Source organism: Parabacteroides caecihominis (assembly GCF_023656785.1).
GTDB classification, from domain to species: Bacteria; Bacteroidota; Bacteroidia; order Bacteroidales; family Tannerellaceae; genus Parabacteroides; species Parabacteroides segnis.
Genome location: NZ_JAMOKS010000027.1, coordinates 14,213 through 32,880, shown reverse-complemented (window position 1 = coordinate 32,880; position 18,668 = coordinate 14,213). Strand labels below are relative to the sequence as shown.

The window sequence follows — 18,668 nt, the reverse complement described above, 5'->3', positions numbered from 1 at the left end:
TATACCGGGTAATATTTTTTAACATATTAAAAAGACAGAGAAATCAGTCAATACATAACATAAAGACAAAAACGATGAACTTCAAAATACTTCTGACATTCCTTATGACTATCAGCTTTTGTAGCTGTAACGGACAAAATACAAATGCAAACAATATCACGACAGCCACTCCGATGCCGATCAACCGGTTCGACAAAGCATTGTTCCAGCTAATAAACTCCGACGATACGACGCTCAACCAACAGCTATTGAATCAATATCCGCTGATGACAGAGATTCTGGGTAAAGGTATCCTGAATATGCAATCGCCGGAGATACCCGGCTTTTTCAATAAACTGGAAAACTTTTACTCCGAACCGACCCTGAAAAATCTTTATGCGGATGCAATCAAAAAATATGATTCGGTCACAGAGACAGAGCTATCGATCGGCAACGCATTCGCCTGGATACATGAAAAATTCCCGACCATGCAAATTCCGGCTTTGTACATGCACGTTTCCGGATTCAACCAGAACGTATTGGTCGGCGACAGTCTGTTATCACTCTCCATCGACAAATATATGGGAGAAGATTATCCGTTGTATCAGGACTTTTTCTATGACTATCAACGCCGTAAGATGCAACCCTCACATGTGGTTCCCGATTACATCGCCGGTTGGTTGATGTCCGAATACCCATTTAACGGCAATGAAAATGTATTGCTCGACCGGATGATCTATGAAGGCAAAATAAAATACCTGGTTTTATCAGCATTACCGGAGATGAGTCCGGCCGCTTTGTTCGGTTACACAGACGAAGCCTGGGAATGGTGCAAAAATAATGAAGCCAATATATGGAAAGCCATTGTCGAACGGAAACATTTATATACACCGGACCAGATGAACACCATGAAATATTTCGAAGACATGCCTGCCCAATTCCTGGCAAGCGATGCTCCCGGAAATATCGGAAGCTGGGTCGGACTGCAAATCATCGAACAGTATATAAAAGAAACAAATACAACTCCCGAAGCATTGATGAAAAACGATAATGCACAGGAAATACTGGCTGCATCGAAATACAAAGGAGGATAAATATATAACCGACGAATCAACTATATTCAACCGAATTACTTATATTTGCACAGAACTGTTAAATATACATCCGGATGAAAAATACGAAAGAACTTGTATTAGCTAAAATTAAAGAGACACTTCTTCAAGTGGCTCCCGGTGCCAAAGTAATTCTTTTCGGTTCACGAGCCAGAAATGATGCCCATTCAGACTCCGATTGGGACATCCTTATATTAGTCGACAAAAACAAATTGGACCCAGACGATTTCGACCGCATCTCTTATCCTTTGTATGAACTAGGTTGGAAAATTAACGAAATGATAAGTCCCAAACTTTATACGATTAACGACTGGCTGAAACGCAGCTTCACTCCGTTTTATAAAAATGTAGAAAAAGAAGGGATTGTGTTATGACTCTAACTGACGACGAAAGAGAAGCGATTGTAATTTATCGCATCCATAAAGCACATAATTGTCTGGTAGAAGTGGATGATATACTCCCACTCAATCATTGGAATATAATAGCAAACCGTTTATATTATGCTTGCTATTACATGGCATCGGCACTTCTCATAAAAAACGGGTATTATTCTCATACCCACAAAGGGGTCATACATCTTGTAGGGTTACATTATATAGCAAACGGTCCGCTCGTTAAAGAACAAGGCCGACTTTTTTCCAAACTGTTTGAAATGAGACAATCCGGCGATTATGACGATCTTTATGATCTGACAGCCGACGATGTAGAACGATATATCGAACCAACCCGTGAATTTCTGAAGTCACTTGAAAAGCTGATAAAGACTGCCTAAAAAAAAACCGCCCTATCCTCGCGGACAAGACGGATAACCTAATCTAACTTAATTCTAATACCATGAAAAACACTATATCTTAATAACAGGAGTTGATGAAAAAAGTTCAACGGACCTGTTTATTTTAATTTCTTTCACAAAATAAAGATCGTGCGAGACCAACAGCACGGTACCTTTATAGTCCTTGATTGCTGTTGTTATTATATTAACACTCTGAATATCCAAATTGTTCGTCGGTTCATCCAAAACAAAGATATCCGGCGTACTATTACTGACCATCAGACAGCAGATAGCCAACCGCATTTTCTCTCCACCGCTTAATTTTGAACAACTTTTATCCCAGGTCCCGACCGGAAAAAGAAAACGGCTCAAAATCATTTTTAACTCATGTTCAGGTTTGGCAAACAGATTATACTTCTCTAATTGCTCAAACACAGTCAGCTCAGGTAACACAATCGAATATTCCTGATCGATATAAACATATTTGAAATCGGCACGGTCGACAGAACCTTCTACTGGTTGCAGTTCTCCCAGAATCAGTTTCAATAAGGTTGTCTTTCCCGAACCATTGTTACCGCCGAACCGGATACGGTCGCCACTTCTGATCTGCAAGTTCAGTGGTTCGGACCATAAACGGTTCGGACCATAGCCGAAGTTCAGTTCCTTAACAGTCACCAATATTTTACCGGTATGGAGATTCGGTGAATTAAAATCCGTTTTCATCTGCCGCATATCCGGCAAAGCGGTCTGGATATCCGTAATGGAGGAACTGAGCGAACTCATTTTCTCATCATGCACATCCTTCAACTTAACCGTACTCTGTTCTGCGTGCTGTTTCATAGCCCCCATTATTATACGGGGAATACCTTTCTTCATGGCTGCTTTCTCTCCTCTTACACTCGATTTATTTTTTCTTTCAAGCGCTTCCCTGGCTATTTTCTTTGCCTGGCGCAACTCTTTTTCTTTTTCACTCAACTGATTCTGTAAGGCTACCAGTGCGATCTCTTTCTGCTCCTTATAAAAGTCGTAATTGCCACCATACAATGTGATCTTACTTCTGTCGAGTTCACAAGTGTAAGGCAACAAATTAAGCAATGTCCTGTCATGGCTCACAATAAGGATAGTGGCACGGCTCGACCTGATAAAGTCATACAGTTTGTCCCTGCTTCCGGTATCCAGATGATTGGTCGGTTCGTCCATCAGGATAATTTCGGGGGAATGTATCTGTATGCCCGACAAATATACTTTTGTCTTTTCGCCACCACTCAGCGTATTCATCGTCTGGTCCAGCCGGATGTGCTCCAATCCCCAAAAAGAAAGAGCGGCCAGGCTTCGTTCTTCGATATTCCAGTCATCATCCAGAATCGTAAAGTTCTCAACCGAGGCTTCTCCAGCTATGATAGCATGCAATGCCTTGATTTTAGCCTCTACCTGCAAGGCCTGCACTACGGTTAATTCATCGTATTGCCCGAAATGCTGGGGTACATAATAGGGTTTGGACGAACAAACGACTTCACCTGAAGAGGGCTTCAAGCTACCTTCCATAATCCGCAATAAGGTAGATTTGCCGGACCCGTTATTTCCGACCAATGAAACTTGTTCTCCTTTATTTACCGTCAAACTGATATCTCTGAATAGTGGTTCTTTATCCGCATGGATATAGCAAAGCTGTTGTACTGATATGCACATAGTCTATCTGCTTTAAAAATGTTAGAAACTAAAAATTGGAAATAAAAAAAGCGCCAGGAATAAGCGCATGAAATAGCCGGGATGGTTATACAGAAATCGGCTCAACAGAGATTGAACCTTTTAAATTATATGTTCTGAAACCGGCTTACTTAGATATTTTCATCGGAGGTATTTATAATGTGATGGGGCAAAGATAGGTATTTCCCGGAATAAACACACAAAATTTGACTGAAAAATGAACAGGCATCGGCTAAGCAACGGATAACTACCCATCCGGTCACGGGTAGTTATCCATTTGGAAAGAATAATTATCAGCTGTTTTTTACATTTCTCATCACCCTTTCGATTGCATCGTCCATTTGGGCGATCGATTCCAGGCCGAGTGTCATACAATGCAGATTGCTTTCTGTGACGGCAAAATGTATCGAACGTTCGCGTTCTTCATCAGTAACGTGTTTTCCTTCGCCGAAAATCTTCATGCCCATAATACCTTTTCCGTTTTCCCGGGCTTTGCCTAGGAGGGCGTTTACATCTTCCGGAGTACCGTCCATATGGCTTTGGAATGGGTTCAGGCGGCCCAGGATAATGTCGCACCACGGATTTTGAGCGGCTTCAGCCATTGCATCCCAGTTATGACAAGAAATACCGACGGCTTTTACGATGCCTTCTTCCTTTGCTTTGGCAAGCCCTTCCATATAAAATTTACGCGTTTCCGGCCAATTGCCGTCAGTCATACAATGCATCAGCAGGATATCGAAATACTCGGTACCGGCCTCCTGCCGGAAGCGGTCGAGTGTTTTCCGGACCGGTTCCCTTTTCTCCGAACCCTCGTCATACGTCCACATCTTTGTCATCAGGGTGACCTTTTCACGGGGTAACTCCTTCAAGGCTTTACCGACAAAAGGTTGTGAACCGTACATATCGGCCATATCGAAAAAGCGGAGTCCGCGTTCATAGCCATGATGAGCCAGTTTCACAAAATTATCCAATCCGATACGGGTTTGGTTGGATTCATAGTTCCAGCCTTTCGTCCCGGTCCCCAAAGCGATCCGTGAGACTTCCAGCCCGGTATTTCCTAGCTTTACTTTATCGACCGACACATCTGGAGGAAGCACTCGCTGTATATCAGCCCATCCCACCTGCGCCAGAGACAATCCGGCTACTCCGGCAACACCTGTCCGGATAAATTTTCTTCTATTCATCATTTCTACGTTGCTCATGGTAAAAGAATATTGAGTATTATGTTCGTGAATACGGATTAAGTCCTCCACAAAAATAATACTATTCACTTAAAAGCCAAGCTTTTCTATCCTTTTATCCAGCGGTATCCGTTAAATATATATCCGATCACCTATATCTATCAGCCGATAGATAAAATGAATTGGAAAATATCATCCTATCCCCTCTGATTTCTTTATATTTGCTTAGATAGATTTTCTATAAAAACATAACAAAAAGAAGATTATGAACAGATTATTTTACATAATATTGTGTATATTGATTTCCACCGGTATGGCAACAGCTCAATCATCCGAAGATAATCAAGGGATTACAATGAAGGGAAAGCCAGTCACCTTGTTGGGTACAAAAGCCTATATCGGAGAGATGGCTCCTGATTTCACCGGGATAGACAGCAATATGAAAGAAGTGAAATTGTCCGATTTCAAAGGGAAAGTCGTTGTTCTATCCGTTTTTCCTTCCGTCGACACCAAAGTCTGTGCCGCCCAGACAAGAAGATTTAATGAAGAGGCCTCCGGTTTAGGGAAAGATGTGGTTGTCCTGACACTATCCAAAGACCTTCCTTTTGCATTAGAACGTTTTTGTGCGGCAGAAGGGATCGACCGGATTTATACCTTGTCGGATTACAGGGAAAGCGAGTTTGGAATGAATTATGGCTTCCTGATAAAAGAAAATAAGTTGCTTGCCCGCGGCGTAGTAGTAATTGGCAAAGATGGCAAAATAACTTATGTACAGTATGTGAAAGATATCAGCCAGGAACCGGATTACAAAGCTACAATTGCAGCTGTAAAGAAAGCGAAGTAAAGAATGTATGGAAAGATTGGGCTATCCCGTTCCCGTGCTTGACACGGGGACAAGATAGTTCACCTTTGATAAATAACGAACTCACCCCTCTTTCAAAACCACCAGCACCTTCATCGGTCCATGGGCTCCCAACACCAGGGCCTGTTCGATGTCGGCTGTTTTGGACGGGCCGGAGACAAAGAAACCGTATTTATAGTCGGTTCCTTCCAGCTGCCGGTAGGCTTCATGCATGTTATTGACTAAAGCATCTTTATTGATAATGATTACCAGGGCTGTCGGAATAAAGTAGAGTGCTTTGAACTTCACCTGCTGCGTAATCCAGACAGCACCGTTCTCCGCCACCCCGAAACAGCCTTCCACAATGGCCAGGTCGGTATCGTTCAATTCCCTGGGATCGGAAAGAGAATCCGGATTGAAGGTGGCAACGGTTATTCCGGGCAGATTCGAACCGATACGTTTTGCCTCCGGGAAATGCCGGCGGATCAATTCATTGATGTCGTCATCCGACTGCCATACGGCAACCTGACCGCCGGCTGCTTCCAGCGAGTCGGAGAATTGTTTGAGTTTGTCTGCATAAGTGATTGCATCCAACGTTATTTCCGGTTTCTCGTAACGCGTCCCGGTATGGCTGCGGATACGGGATAATATATCATCTTTTGTACTCATCTTATTTTACTTTATTTTTCTTCCACATATCATTGAACGACTCTTTGGCAAATGCCGGCATCTCACGTCCTTTCCCCCAGGCATTCAAACCATTGTATATCATAAAACGAGGCATTTTATTCACCAACGGAGCAAATTTCAGCGCCGTATTAAATAAACCCGGCCGTTCCATCAGGAACTTCATGCCACCCGACATTATTTTCTTTTCCGAACTGGCCTTACCGATCTTATCCAGATCCTGACGCCAGCGATAAATCTGTTCACCCAGGTCGATCTTCACCGGACAGACATTCGAACAAGACAGGCATAAAGAACAGGCAGACACATTATCGGAGTACTCTTCCGGATTCTTCAACATACCCAGATTGATGCCGATCGGGCCAGGTATAAAATAGGTATAGGAATACCCGCCACTCCGCCGATATACCGGACAGGTATTCATACATTCCCCGCAACGGATACAATTTAATGTACGGATATGGTCGGGCTTTGCCAGGATATCGCTGCGTCCGTTATCTACAATAATAAGATGGAACTCACCGCCATCCTGCGGTTTACGGTAATGGGAAGTATAAGAAGTAATCGGTTGCCCTGTACCGGAACGGGCCAGCAGACGGGTAAAGACACCCAACGCTTCCTGGTTGGGGACGATCTTCTCCATTCCGAACGTGGCAATATGGACTTTAGGGAACGAAGTCCCCATATCCGCATTTCCTTCATTGGTACAAACCACAATCTCACCGGTCGAAGCAACAGCAAAATTAGCTCCCGTCATGGCTACATCAGCCGTCAGGAACTTTTCGCGCATATTTTTACGGACTGCATGCGTCAGATAGGTAGGATCGAAATTTCCCTTTTCAGTACCCAGCACGCGCTCCATCATCTCGCCCACTTCCTCACGTTTGATATGGATGGCAGGCAGCACGATATGGCTTGGAAGAAGGTGCATCCATTGAAGAATACGTTCACCGAGATCACTCTCGATGATATCATACCCTTTCCCGAACAGGTAATTATTCATATCGCATTCTTCCGTCAACATGGATTTGCTCTTGATCAACGTATGGGCATTATGCTGCTGAAGAATCTTTTCAACGATCTCATTATGCTCCGCCGCATCTTTCGCCCAATGGACAATTGCCCCATTGGCTGTGGCATTCTTCTCAAACTCTTCCAGCAGTGTATCCAAATGGCTGTTGGAGTAGAGTTTTATATCGCAGGCCAATTCGCGTAAACGTTCCCATTCGGGAAGCGAATGACTCATTTTGTCTCTTTTGGCACGGACCATCCAAAGGGTTTCGTCGTGCCAGGCTTCCTGTTTCCTGTTAGCTATGAAACGGGCAGCTGCTATAGAATGTTTCGTGCTCATAATCCTGCGGCTAATATTTGAGTAATATGAATCGTTTGGATCGGCAGATGTTCCCGTTCGATCACACCTTGCATGTGCATCAGACAGGAATTGTCGGCTCCGGTGATAAACTCGGCTCCGGTACTCATATGATCCTTTACTTTATCGTGTCCCATGCAAACCGAGACTTCCGGTTCTTCGACAGCGAACATGCCACCGAAACCGCAGCATTCGTCGATACGTTTCGGCTCCAACACCTCAATGCCTTCCACCAGCTTCAACAGGTCGCGCAGCTTGGAGAAATAAGGAATATTCATTTCGCTCGGAGAAGACAAATGCAGTTCGCGCACGCCGTGGCAACTGTTATGGATACTCACCTTGTGGGGGAAAACGGCCGGCAGCTTTTCCGGCTTCACTATATCGTGGAGGAACTCGCAGATATCGTATATCTTTCCGCTGTTCAGGCAGGCATGCCCTCCGGACTTCAGTATGCCCGGATGGTTTTCTTTCACGAAAGCTACGCAACTGGCCGAGGGACCGACCACATAATCGTATTGCTGGAACAGTTCTTCCATACGCAGGGCCAGTTTCAACGATTCGTTTTCGAAACCCGCATTCGCCATCGGCTGGCCGCAGCAGGTCTGGTCTAAAGGATAGTCGACATCCAGTCCCAAATGCTTTAAGAGTTTGTAAGAGGCTACGCCAACCTCGGGATACACCGCGTTGATATAACACGGGATAAATAGTCCTATCTTCATATTGGTTGAATTATTACATGAGTATAACTATTCCGATTTAGAATATGTTTCACAACTGTGTACAAAAGTAAAATTTACTTTTTAACTTCTCCACTCTGATTGTGTAACTTTATTTAATGAAAACAAAAATACCCCTCAGCCATTACAACTAAGGGGTATTTAGGTTTTAGACAACAACCGGATCTACTTCCAGAAATAAATGGAATATGTCATATAACTTTGTTCACAAGCAACAAAATCTTTCAGATCAAGTTGGTAATCTCCAAAATAAACGACATGCTTTTCTATTCGGACAGAAGTAGTTGCAGTCAACAGTTTATCGTTCAGATACATTCCGAAATTAGCATTCGGATTTTCACTCTTGCTTTTCGTGATAAACTGTTCAATAGTAGCCTGCTTCTTTGCCAGTGTATCCTGATAATCTTTGTAATCCTTATCAAATTCAGAATCACCGCATGCACTCGCCATCAACAGGAACATCAGGAATGATAATAGTAAACACACATTTCTTTTCATGATCTATTCATTTTTAGTTTTTACTGATAAGACAACAAATCTAATAAAAACCCCTATTCCTGCAAACAAAAAAGCGTGCCCGGACTGAATTAGCCGGGCACACTTTACATCGGTAAAATCTATGTTCTTTACTTATATTCCTGCCAGCTCTTGATCTCTATATCGTCTATCGACAAGGTACAGAATGCTTCGATAAAGGCACTTGCCAGGCGGGCATTTGTGATCAGAGGAACATTCAGGTCGGTAGCGGCACGGCGGATCTTATAGCCGTTATCCAACTCTCCGGCGGAAAGGTCACGCGGGATATTGACCACCATGTCGATCTTCTTTTCGTGGAGCATGGTGAGTGCCTGCGGTTGTTTGCCTTCTTCACTCGGCCAGTAGACCAAGGTACTCGGGATATTGTTTTCTTCCAGGAAGCGGTGTGTTCCGCCGGTAGCGAACAGGCTGTATCCTTTGCGGGCAAGCATCTTCGCTGCATCCAGCATGGCCACTTTCTGTTTCGGTGTTCCGGTCGAGAGCAGGATATTCTTTGCCGGGATGCGCTGTCCGACCGACAACATACTGGTCAGCACTGCTTCCGAAAGATCATCACCAAGACAACCCACTTCACCGGTCGATGCCATATCCACACCCAGCACCGGGTCGGCTTTCTGCAAGCGGTTGAAGGAGAACTGCGAAGCTTTGATACCTACATAATCGAGGTCGAACGCATTCTTATGCGGCTTTTCGACCGGCAAGCCCAGCATGATGCGGGTAGCCAGTTCGATGAAGTTTATCTTCAATACCTTGCTCACGAAGGGGAAACTACGTGAAGCACGGAGGTTACATTCGATTACTTTGATCTCGTTGCCCTTCGCCAGATACTGGATATTGAACGGGCCGGAGATATTCAGTTCCTTCGCAATCTGCTTGCTGATACGTTTGATGCGGCGCACCGTTTCCACATACAGCTTCTGTGCCGGGAACTGGATCGTCGCGTCACCGGAATGCACGCCTGCAAACTCAATATGTTCGCTGATGGCATACATCACGATCTCGCCGTGATCGGCCACCGCATCCATCTCTACCTCTTTGGCATGTTCGATGAACTGGCTCACTACGACCGGATGCTTCTTGCTGACATTGGCCGCCAATTGAAGGAAACGTTCCAGCTCTTCCTGGTTGGAGCAGACATTCATCGCCGCACCACTCAGCACGTAACTCGGACGAACCAGTACCGGAAAGCCTACCTCCTCCACGAATGTATTGATATCATCCATAGAAGAAAGCTCTTTCCAACGCGGCTGGTCTACTCCGATACGGTCAAGCATGGCGGAGAACTTCTCGCGGTCTTCGGCATTGTCGATACTCTTCGCAGATGTTCCGAGGATATTTACATGCTGTTCATCCAGGCGCATCGCCAGGTTGTTCGGTATCTGTCCTCCGGTAGAGACAATCACGCCATGCGGATTCTCCAGTTCGAGAATGTCCATCACCCGTTCGAAAGTCAGTTCGTCGAAGTAGAGACGGTCGCACATATCGTAGTCGGTCGAAACCGTTTCGGGGTTATAGTTGATCATCACCGAGCGCCAGCCCTCCTTGCGGATCGTATTCAGTGCCTGCACACCGCACCAGTCGAACTCAACCGAGCTACCGATACGGTAAGCACCCGAACCGAGTACCACAATCGAACGTTTATCGCCCAGATATTGCACATCGTTTTCCGTTCCGCTATAGGTCAGATACAAGTAATTGGTCTGTGCCGGATATTCGGCAGCCAGGGTATCAATCTGTTTCACTACCGGAAGGATACCGCGGTATTTACGATCCTGGCGAACCTGCAAGATAGCTCTTTCGCCGTCTTCCATTTTATCTTTGAAGATGGCGCGGGCAATCTGGAAGTCAGAGAAACCCTGTACCTTGGCCAGGCGGAACAGATCATCGGGAATATCGGTTATCTTACTGAAACTTTCCAGGGCCCCGGCTGTCTGGATGATATTATATAGTTTTTGAAGGAACCATTTGTCGATCTTTGTCAGGTCGTGGATCTGGTCGATCGTGTAACCGGCACGGAAGGCCTTGCTGATGACAAAGATACGACGGTCAGTCGGCTCGTTCAACGCCTTGTCGATATCGGGAATGACCAGTTCTTTGTTTTCTACAAAGCCATGCATACCCTGTCCGATCATGCGGAGACCTTTCTGGATCGCCTCTTCGAAAGTACGTCCGATCGCCATTACCTCTCCTACCGACTTCATGCTTGAACCCAGTTCACGGGCTACACCGTGGAACTTACCCAAGTCCCAACGCGGTATCTTACATACCACATAGTCGAGTGCCGGTTCAAAGAAAGCGCTGGTCGTTTTCGTTACCGAGTTCTTCAGGTCGAACAGGCCGTAACCCAGACCTAATTTGGCTGCCACGAAAGCCAACGGATAACCGGTTGCTTTCGACGCCAGAGCAGATGAACGGCTCAGACGGGCATTGACCTCGATCACCCGATAGTCTTCCGACTCGGGGTCGTAGGCGTACTGTACGTTACATTCGCCCACGATTCCGATATGGCGGATGATGCGGATCGCCAGTTCGCGCAGTTTATGATAGTCCGTGTTACTCAGTGTCTGTGACGGGGCGATCACGATAGACTCGCCGGTATGGATGCCCAGCGGGTCGAAGTTTTCCATGTTACATACCGTGATACAGTTGTCGAAGCGGTCGCGAACTACTTCGTATTCCACTTCCTTCCACCCTTTCAGGCTCTTCTCCACCAATACCTGGGGAGAGAAAGAGAAGGCTTTTTCGACCAGCACGTCCAGTTCTTCTTCATTGTCGCAGAAGCCTGAACCCAGGCCTCCCAACGCATAAGCGGCACGCACGATCACCGGATAACCCAGCTCGGCGGCGGCACGACGGGCATCGGCAGCGTTCTCCACCGCTTCACTCTTAATGGTCTTTACATCGATCTCGTCCAGTTTGCGGACAAACAGTTCACGGTCTTCCGTATCCATGATGGCCTGTACCGGAGTACCCAGCACACGGACATTATATTTTTCCAGCACGCCGCTCTGATAAAGCGCCACACCGCAGTTGAGCGCCGTCTGTCCGCCGAATGCCAGCAGGATACCTTCGGGGCGTTCCTTTTCGATCACCTTTTCCACAAAGAAAGGAGTGACGGGCAGGAAATAAACCGTGTCCGCAACCCCTTCCGAAGTCTGTACCGTTGCAATGTTCGGGTTGATAAGCACCGTCTGGATGCCCTCTTCCTTGATGGCTTTCAATGCCTGGCTGCCTGAATAGTCGAACTCGCCCGCCTCACCGATCTTGAGGGCGCCGCTTCCTAGTATCAGGACTTTCTTTATATCTTCTTTCATATCTACCTTATTTTTCTTGTTAACATATTTTAGGCGCATCGACTCGCCAACGTTGGCGAGCTTGCCTCGCTGCCTCCGGAGAGGGATTGTCAGTGCCTCCACCTAGAAGGTGTCGCTGCCGTTGGCAAAGATGCTTTGCCTGCTCACGCAAAGGGTCTTTGCCTTACCGTGCAAAGGTATGTTGCTACAGCAACTCAACGAATTTATCGAACATAAACTCCGTATCCGTCGGACCGCTACAAGCCTCCGGGTGGAACTGTGAGGAGAAGAAAGGTTTCGTTTTATGCCGGATACCTTCGTTCGTGCCATCATTCATATTGATAAAGAGCGGTTCCCAGTCTGCGCTCAGTGTATCGTTATCCACCGCATACCCGTGGTTCTGTGAGGTGATGAAGCATTTCTCCGTCCCTACCATGCGGACCGGCTGGTTATGGCTACGATGTCCGTATTTCAATTTGTAGATGGAGGCGCCTCCGGCTTTTGCCAGCAATTGGTTACCCATGCAGATACCGCAGATCGGTTTGTCTCCAGAGAGTGCTTTGCGGATATTCTGAACGGCCGCATCGCAGGTATCCGGGTCGCCGGGGCCGTTGCTGATGAACAGGCCGTCGTATTCCAGCGTATTGAAATCGTAATCCCAGGGTACGCGGATAACCGTTACATTGCGTTTCAGCAGGCAGCGGATGATGTTATGTTTCACCCCGCAATCTACCAGGACAACGCGTTTCTTTCCTTCGCCTTCCCCATAAATGATGACTTCTTTACAAGACACTTTGTCAACATAATTCACATTTCCGTATTGTCCGAAATTCGTAAGGTCGGTCTTTGCATCACCGATCACGATCTTTCCCATCATGACACCATGCTCACGCAGTTTCTTGGTCAGCGCACGTGTATCGATCCCGTAAATTCCGGGAATGCCTTCTTCTTTCAACCAGCTTCCCAAACTCCCGACAGCATTCCAATGACTATACTCATGACTGTAATCGCTTACGATAATGGCATCCGCATGAATCTTTTCGCTCTCCATAAACGTTGCAATCCCATCCGCATCGAATGTACGGGGAGGTACGCCGTAATTACCTACCAACGGATAAGTTAACACCATCAACTGGCCGGCATAGGAAGGGTCGGTCAAACTTTCAGGATAACCTGTCATGGCAGTGTTGAACACTACTTCGCCGGTTACCTCTTTTTCGCAGCCAAAAGAAAAGCCGCGAAAAACAGTCCCGTCGTCTAAGATCAAAGTTGCTGTTTTCTCTGTTTGCATATAATCTGTATCTTGTGTCATTTGACTAAATATTCTTCTTCCATATAATGTATGAAGGCATTGTTCACCATGCGTGCACCGCCCTGAGTCGGATAATCGCCCGAGAAGTACCAGTCTCCCGGATGGTTCGGACAAGAAGCGTGCAGGCCTTCCAACGTCTGATAAACGATCTCCACTTTGGCGCGTGTACCGGCCGGTGTAAGCAGGTCGACCATCTTGGCGGATATTTCCTCGTCGGTGAACGGCGCATAAATCTCCTTCACATAGTTGACGATCGTACCTTCCTCCTTCGCCTGTTGCTTCTTGGCTTTCCAGTATGCCTCGGTGATAACGGATTCCATGCCCCGTTCCTTCAACAAAGCGACTGCGGCCTTGAAAGCGATAAACTCGTTCATCCGCGACATGTCGATACCGTAATAATCCGGATAACGTACCTGCGGAGAGGAAGACACGATCACGATCTTCCGCGGATGCAGGCGGTCCAGGATACCGATAATACTTTGTTTCAGGGTTGTTCCGCGAACAATGCTATCATCTATTACAACCAGATTATCAACGAATGGTTCGATACTTCCGTAAGTTATATCGTACACATGGGCGGCCAGGTCGTTACGGCTGTTGCCTTCGGCGATAAAGGTACGCAATTTTATGTCTTTAATCGCTACTTTTTCGGCACGGACACGCATGGAAAGTATCTGGTCGAGTTCTTCTTCCTGAAGTAGGTGGCTGCGGTCGGCAATCCACTCTTTCTTCAGCTTGTTCAGGTAGTTGTTCAACCCCTCCTGCATTCCGAAATAAGCGACCTCCGCCGTATTGGGGATGAAGGAGAAGACTGTATGTTTGATGTCGTAATCGACAGCTTTCAATATCGGGTGTACCAAATTCTCCCCCAGCTTCTTCCGTTCGCGGTAAATATCCACATCGCTGCCCCGGGAGAAGTAAATACGTTCGAACGAACAGGCTTTATTCTCTTCCGGCTCCACGATCTGCGAAGTACGAAAACGGCCGTCTTTGCTGATAAACATCGCTTCGCCGCGCTGCAACTCCTTTATATCCCCGGCTTGCACGTTCATTGCCGTCTGGATCACCGGACGTTCGGAGGCCAGCACCACGATTTCGTCGTCGGCATAATAGAAAGCCGGACGGATGCCCCACGGGTCACGTACGCTGAACGACTCGCCGCTACCGGTCAGGCCGCAGATCACAAACCCGCCGTCCCAGGTCGGTACGCAACGTTTCAACACATTCGACAGGTCCATATGTCCCTCGATCGCATGTGTAATATCCATACCCCGCAATCCTTCTTCTTCATATTTCCGATACAAACGCTCCACTTCCCTGTCCAGACGGTGTCCCATCTGTTCGAGCATGATATAGGTATCGGCATATTTGCGCGGATGCTGTCCGATAGCTGTAATTTCTTTGAAAATGTCGTTTACGTTTGTGAGATTGAAGTTTCCGCAAAGAGCAAGGTTCTTGGCTCTCCAGTTGTTGCGGCGCAAAAAAGGATGGACGTAGGAAATACCGGACTTACCGGTCGTGCTGTAACGGAGGTGCCCCATATAAAGCTCTCCGGCGAAAGGGAGGTTTGCTTTGGCAAAAAGCGGATCGTTTAATTTACCGGGTGGCAAATCTTTGTAATGATCGTGAACGGCGGCGAATATCTCGGTTATAGCTCCTGTTCCCAACGCTCTTTCCCGAAACATATATTCTTCACCGGGACTTGCTTCTAACTTCACGCAGGCTAAACCGGCTCCTTCCTGTCCGCGGTTATGCTGCTTTTCCATCAGTAAGTAGAGTTTATTCAGACCGTACATCCAGGTACCATACTTTTGATGATAATACTCTAAAGGCTTTAGTAACCGGACCATGGCGACTCCACACTCATGTTTAAGTTGTTCCATCTGGTTATATCTTGTTTATTTCACCTGCAAAGATACGCACTTTATCAAACACATTGTTCATATTAATGCAAAATAATTGACATATTAATAGAAATAATCACTTTATCCGGCATTTGGTTAAAATATTATATATTTCGGTATTGTTTCGACAATATTACAAATGTAAAGCCAAATAAAGGATTATGCAGATAATTTGTAAGAAGAAGCCGGATTATTCTGTTACATTCTCAACTTATTCACAACAATTCTTCCCACTCTTTATCCGTCAGTGACTTTAGCGGATCGTTTTCCGAGATGAATGTTTCAGCCAGTTCGCTCTTGGATTCCTGGAGGTTGCGTATCTTCTCCTCGATCGTGTCGGCAGTAATAAAGCGGTAGACAAAGACCTGCTTTTCCTGTCCGATACGATGGGCACGGCTTTCCGCCTGCAACTCGGCTGCCGGATTCCACCATGGATCGAGGATGAAAACATAATCGGCATCCGTCAGGTTCAGTCCTACCCCACCGGCTTTCAGGGAAATAAAAAAGGCGGAAACATCGCTGCGGGCGGAGAAACGGGTAATTTCGCTTTCCCGGTCGAGGGTACTTCCCGTTAACATCGCATACGGCCATTCACGCTCGGTGAAGGCATCCGCCAACAGTTTCAGATGTGTAACGAAAGACGAGAATATCAGCACCTTATGCCCTTCACTGACCAGCGTTTCAAAAGCATCCAACATCTGCTCCATCTTTCCCGAACCGCCTTCATAGTCCGCTAAAACCATGTGCGGATGATTCGCCAACTGGCGCAAACGGGTTATACCGTTCAATGCGACAAATGAGTTCTTATGGCGCTCCTGCAAAATCGTATTCCGCAGCGCATTCTTCTCTTTCTGGTAAACTTCCCGTTGTTCCGGTGTCATTTCGCAATAGACCACCTCTTCCGTCAACGGGGGAAGTTCGGGAGCCACCTGTTGCTTGGTACGCCTCAGAAAGAACGGACGGATAATCTGCTGCAAGCGTTTGCGGGCATTCTCGTTTCCTTCCTTTGTTATCGGATGGATAAAATGTTTCCGGAATCCGTCCGCAGAACCCAGCAGACCGGGATTGATAAAGTTGAATTGCGCCCACAGATCTTTCAGCGAGTTTTCGATCGGTGTCCCGGTCAGCACCAGGCGATGTTCACATTGCAGACGGACAACCGAATGGTATGTCATGGAAGCCGGGTTCTTTATATTCTGGCTTTCATCCAGTATCACATACGTAAAACGATACTTCTCCAACAGTTCGATATCCCTCCGAAGAAGCCCGTAAGTAACCAATACAATATTATACCGGTCGAAACTCTTCCACGGTTCTTTCCTCTTTTGATCTCCCATATAAGTATAAACACTCAATGTGCTGAACTTCCGGATCTCCCGTTTCCAGTTCGGCAACAAAGAGGTCGGCACTACGACTAAAGAAGCGGGAACCGTCGTTTCCTCCTTCTCCTTTTTCACCTCTTCATACGGTATCTCACCGGGCATATCCATTCCAAAAAAGGAGAACTGTCCGCTGCTATCAACCGTTATATTTTGCGGAGCGGGAGAAGATAGCACAACCGCTTTCGGTTCTTCCGGATCATAGATATGTTGCAACAGCGTAATCGTCTGCAACGTTTTTCCCAACCCCATATCATCCGCCAGGCAGCCGCCAAAGCCGTTGGCAGCCAGATGGACCAGCCAGGAAAAACCGTCCTGCTGATACGGACGCAAAACAGTCTTTATCTTCGGAGGAACAACAACCGATTCTTTCTGTACATACACCTTCGAAACAGTATCCTCCTGTTCCAACGCGGAAACAACTCCCAGATGCATTTTACGAACCCTGATCTCTTCCGGCCTGTCATCACCGAAAGTAAACAGATCGCTATATTTCTCGAACCAGTCTTCAGGAAGTAAGGCGACCTGTCCGTCCGGCAGCACAAACTCCCTTTTCCCTTCCAGAATATGCTTCCTGAAACGGATAAAAGGGAACAGAAAATCCTCCATACGCACTGTAATACGAATATCGAACCAGTCAGGAGAAGGAGAAATCTCCTGTGCCAGCGAAATTTCTCCCAGATAATACCGGAGAGACGTGTCCGTCTTCACAAAAGAAAAGCAAGACTCCAACTCTGCCTTATGTTGTTGCAACCAGTCGATAAACGTATAACCGCCTGTTTCGACAACCCTGACAAACTGAACATCCGTTATCTGTTTGAAGCCCCATTTCTCCAGTAAGTTGATATAGATTTGTTCCAACTGCAAATCACGTATATAATAATAGATGGCTGGTTTTCCGTCGACCTTTTCCAACCGGGGATAAGTCAGCTGACTTTTCTTTCCCGGCGAGAAATAACGGTCTCCATACCGGAAACGCAACTGAAGTGCCGGCTCGTCATTAATCGACCGCTCCACAGACAATTCAGGGATACAGGTTCTCATTTCGTGAATAAGATCGAAGCCGGAAGAGGTGGCAGGATAATCGCAAATCAGAGGAAGTGCGACCATCTCCAGGTACTTTTCAGCATCGGCCAGCGGCACTTCCACATATTTCCGGGTCAGAAACGGCGTGACTTTCGAAGCCTCAATCCGCTTGAAAACTAAGAGCCGATCATCCAACAAGAGGATAGCCGGTTTTGAAGACAAAACCATAAACTTTCTCTTTTTCTGTAAAGGAATCTCTTCTCCATCCATACGACAGACGGCTGAATAACGGAAAAAATGATCTGTTATCTCAAAGCGGAAAGAGATCTCCGCAATATTCCCTGAAAAACCTATCCGGTCATGTTCATAAAGCAGTTTCACACCGGGTTCTTTCATATATACCGGCAAATGATTCGCCTGCATCAACCGGACCATCTCCCTTATTTTCTTATCAATGAAAGGACGGAGTTGCTTCTTCAACATCTCCGCCGTCACCGAACTCAAAAAGCCGGCCACCGTCTGTTGCCTGGAATATACCTGCATCAGGTTCTTTTCGGAATAACTTTGCGCAATAGCAATTACCCGCTTCTCCATCTCAGACAACTCCGTATCGTTTCCCGCATGGGTAGCCTGTTCCTCCACACTGATCACATCCTGAGACACAGTTTTAGCAAAATAAGGAATAAGTAAAGGCCCCAAAACAGGATGGTTACTTAATGCAATGATTAATATATGGTTCGTGGACATCAACGGTTCTTTTTTATTAAAACTACAAAGTTACAAGAAAAACAAATAACCATACCTATAGTTCGAACCAAAGATATTTGATTAT

General features: G+C 46.4%; 14 protein-coding genes. 4 read left to right on the top strand and 10 right to left on the bottom strand.

Annotated features, from left to right (window positions below; translation table 11 throughout):
• Positions 1–74: 74 nt before the first annotated feature.
• From NBH14_RS20040 to NBH14_RS20030, 3 genes are all read left to right on the top strand, one after another.
• On the top strand, positions 75–1,073 hold the full coding sequence (locus NBH14_RS20040) for a gliding motility protein GldB-related protein (protein WP_186959148.1): 999 nt from the start codon (positions 75–77) through the stop codon (positions 1,071–1,073).
• A 74-nt stretch (positions 1,074–1,147) separates the two neighbouring features.
• Positions 1,148–1,465, top strand: a complete 318-nt coding sequence (locus tag NBH14_RS20035; RefSeq protein ID WP_186959147.1) for a nucleotidyltransferase domain-containing protein — start codon at positions 1,148–1,150, stop codon at positions 1,463–1,465.
• Positions 1,462–1,863, top strand: a complete 402-nt coding sequence (locus NBH14_RS20030; RefSeq protein WP_250817722.1) for a HEPN domain-containing protein — start codon at positions 1,462–1,464, stop codon at positions 1,861–1,863. Before NBH14_RS20035 ends, NBH14_RS20030 begins: the two co-directional genes overlap by 4 nt.
• Positions 1,864–1,935: 72 nt before the next feature.
• On the opposite strand, the gene NBH14_RS20025 is transcribed toward NBH14_RS20030, so the two are convergent.
• Positions 1,936–3,552, bottom strand: a complete 1,617-nt coding sequence (locus tag NBH14_RS20025) for an ABC-F family ATP-binding cassette domain-containing protein (protein WP_186959145.1) — start codon at positions 3,550–3,552, stop codon at positions 1,936–1,938.
• Between the two features lie 311 nt (positions 3,553–3,863).
• Complete coding sequence (locus NBH14_RS20020) at positions 3,864–4,754, bottom strand: aldo/keto reductase (RefSeq protein WP_186959261.1); 891 nt, start codon at positions 4,752–4,754, stop codon at positions 3,864–3,866.
• A 262-nt stretch (positions 4,755–5,016) separates the two neighbouring features.
• Here NBH14_RS20020 and tpx point away from each other — a divergent pair, with 262 nt between their 5' ends.
• Entirely contained in the window at positions 5,017–5,595 is a 579-nt protein-coding gene (gene tpx, locus NBH14_RS20015) for a thiol peroxidase (protein WP_186959144.1), read from the top strand.
• A gap of 81 nt (positions 5,596–5,676) precedes the next feature.
• Here the strand turns inward: tpx and NBH14_RS20010 are convergent, their stop codons facing one another.
• The 8 genes from NBH14_RS20010 to NBH14_RS19975 all read right to left on the bottom strand — a co-directional run bounded on the left by NBH14_RS20010 (position 5,677) and on the right by NBH14_RS19975 (position 18,583).
• Positions 5,677–6,261, bottom strand: coding sequence for a LutC/YkgG family protein (locus NBH14_RS20010; RefSeq protein WP_186959143.1), 585 nt, complete (start codon positions 6,259–6,261; stop codon positions 5,677–5,679).
• Between the two features lies 1 nt (position 6,262).
• Positions 6,263–7,630, bottom strand: a complete 1,368-nt coding sequence (locus NBH14_RS20005; RefSeq protein WP_186959142.1) for a lactate utilization protein B — start codon at positions 7,628–7,630, stop codon at positions 6,263–6,265.
• Positions 7,627–8,367 carry a (Fe-S)-binding protein gene (locus NBH14_RS20000; protein ID WP_186959141.1) on the bottom strand — a complete coding sequence of 247 codons (741 nt, stop codon included), beginning with the start codon at positions 8,365–8,367 and terminating at the stop codon, positions 7,627–7,629. The genes NBH14_RS20005 and NBH14_RS20000 overlap by 4 nt, the downstream gene beginning before the upstream one ends.
• Before the next feature lie 183 nt (positions 8,368–8,550).
• On the bottom strand, positions 8,551–8,883 hold the full coding sequence (locus tag NBH14_RS19995; protein ID WP_186959140.1) for a hypothetical protein: 333 nt from the start codon (positions 8,881–8,883) through the stop codon (positions 8,551–8,553).
• Positions 8,884–9,011: 128 nt separating this feature from the next.
• Positions 9,012–12,236, bottom strand: coding sequence for a carbamoyl-phosphate synthase (glutamine-hydrolyzing) large subunit (gene carB / locus NBH14_RS19990; RefSeq protein WP_048314732.1), 3,225 nt, complete (start codon positions 12,234–12,236; stop codon positions 9,012–9,014).
• Between the two features lie 184 nt (positions 12,237–12,420).
• Entirely contained in the window at positions 12,421–13,527 is a 1,107-nt protein-coding gene (gene carA, locus NBH14_RS19985) for a glutamine-hydrolyzing carbamoyl-phosphate synthase small subunit (RefSeq protein WP_186959139.1), read from the bottom strand.
• Entirely contained in the window at positions 13,524–15,410 is a 1,887-nt protein-coding gene (locus NBH14_RS19980; RefSeq protein WP_186959138.1) for an amidophosphoribosyltransferase, read from the bottom strand. The genes carA and NBH14_RS19980 overlap by 4 nt, the downstream gene beginning before the upstream one ends.
• Positions 15,411–15,646: 236 nt before the next feature.
• Positions 15,647–18,583: a DEAD/DEAH box helicase gene (locus NBH14_RS19975; RefSeq protein ID WP_186959137.1), complete on the bottom strand. Its 2,937-nt coding sequence runs from the start codon at positions 18,581–18,583 to the stop codon at positions 15,647–15,649.
• Positions 18,584–18,668 lie beyond the last annotated feature (85 nt).

Coding starts and splice junctions, on each gene's coding strand:
- NBH14_RS20040 (WP_186959148.1), top strand. CDS start 75: ATGAACTTCAAAATACTTCTGACATTCCTTATGACTATCAGCTTTTGT.
- NBH14_RS20035 (WP_186959147.1), top strand. CDS start 1,148: ATGAAAAATACGAAAGAACTTGTATTAGCTAAAATTAAAGAGACACTT.
- NBH14_RS20030 (WP_250817722.1), top strand. CDS start 1,462: ATGACTCTAACTGACGACGAAAGAGAAGCGATTGTAATTTATCGCATC.
- NBH14_RS20025 (WP_186959145.1), bottom strand. CDS start 3,552: ATGTGCATATCAGTACAACAGCTTTGCTATATCCATGCGGATAAAGAA.
- NBH14_RS20020 (WP_186959261.1), bottom strand. CDS start 4,754: ATGAATAGAAGAAAATTTATCCGGACAGGTGTTGCCGGAGTAGCCGGA.
- tpx (WP_186959144.1), top strand. CDS start 5,017: ATGAACAGATTATTTTACATAATATTGTGTATATTGATTTCCACCGGT.
- NBH14_RS20010 (WP_186959143.1), bottom strand. CDS start 6,261: ATGAGTACAAAAGATGATATATTATCCCGTATCCGCAGCCATACCGGG.
- NBH14_RS20005 (WP_186959142.1), bottom strand. CDS start 7,630: ATGAGCACGAAACATTCTATAGCAGCTGCCCGTTTCATAGCTAACAGG.
- NBH14_RS20000 (WP_186959141.1), bottom strand. CDS start 8,367: ATGAAGATAGGACTATTTATCCCGTGTTATATCAACGCGGTGTATCCC.
- NBH14_RS19995 (WP_186959140.1), bottom strand. CDS start 8,883: ATGAAAAGAAATGTGTGTTTACTATTATCATTCCTGATGTTCCTGTTG.
- carB (WP_048314732.1), bottom strand. CDS start 12,236: ATGAAAGAAGATATAAAGAAAGTCCTGATACTAGGAAGCGGCGCCCTC.
- carA (WP_186959139.1), bottom strand. CDS start 13,527: ATGACACAAGATACAGATTATATGCAAACAGAGAAAACAGCAACTTTG.
- NBH14_RS19980 (WP_186959138.1), bottom strand. CDS start 15,410: ATGGAACAACTTAAACATGAGTGTGGAGTCGCCATGGTCCGGTTACTA.
- NBH14_RS19975 (WP_186959137.1), bottom strand. CDS start 18,583: ATGTCCACGAACCATATATTAATCATTGCATTAAGTAACCATCCTGTT.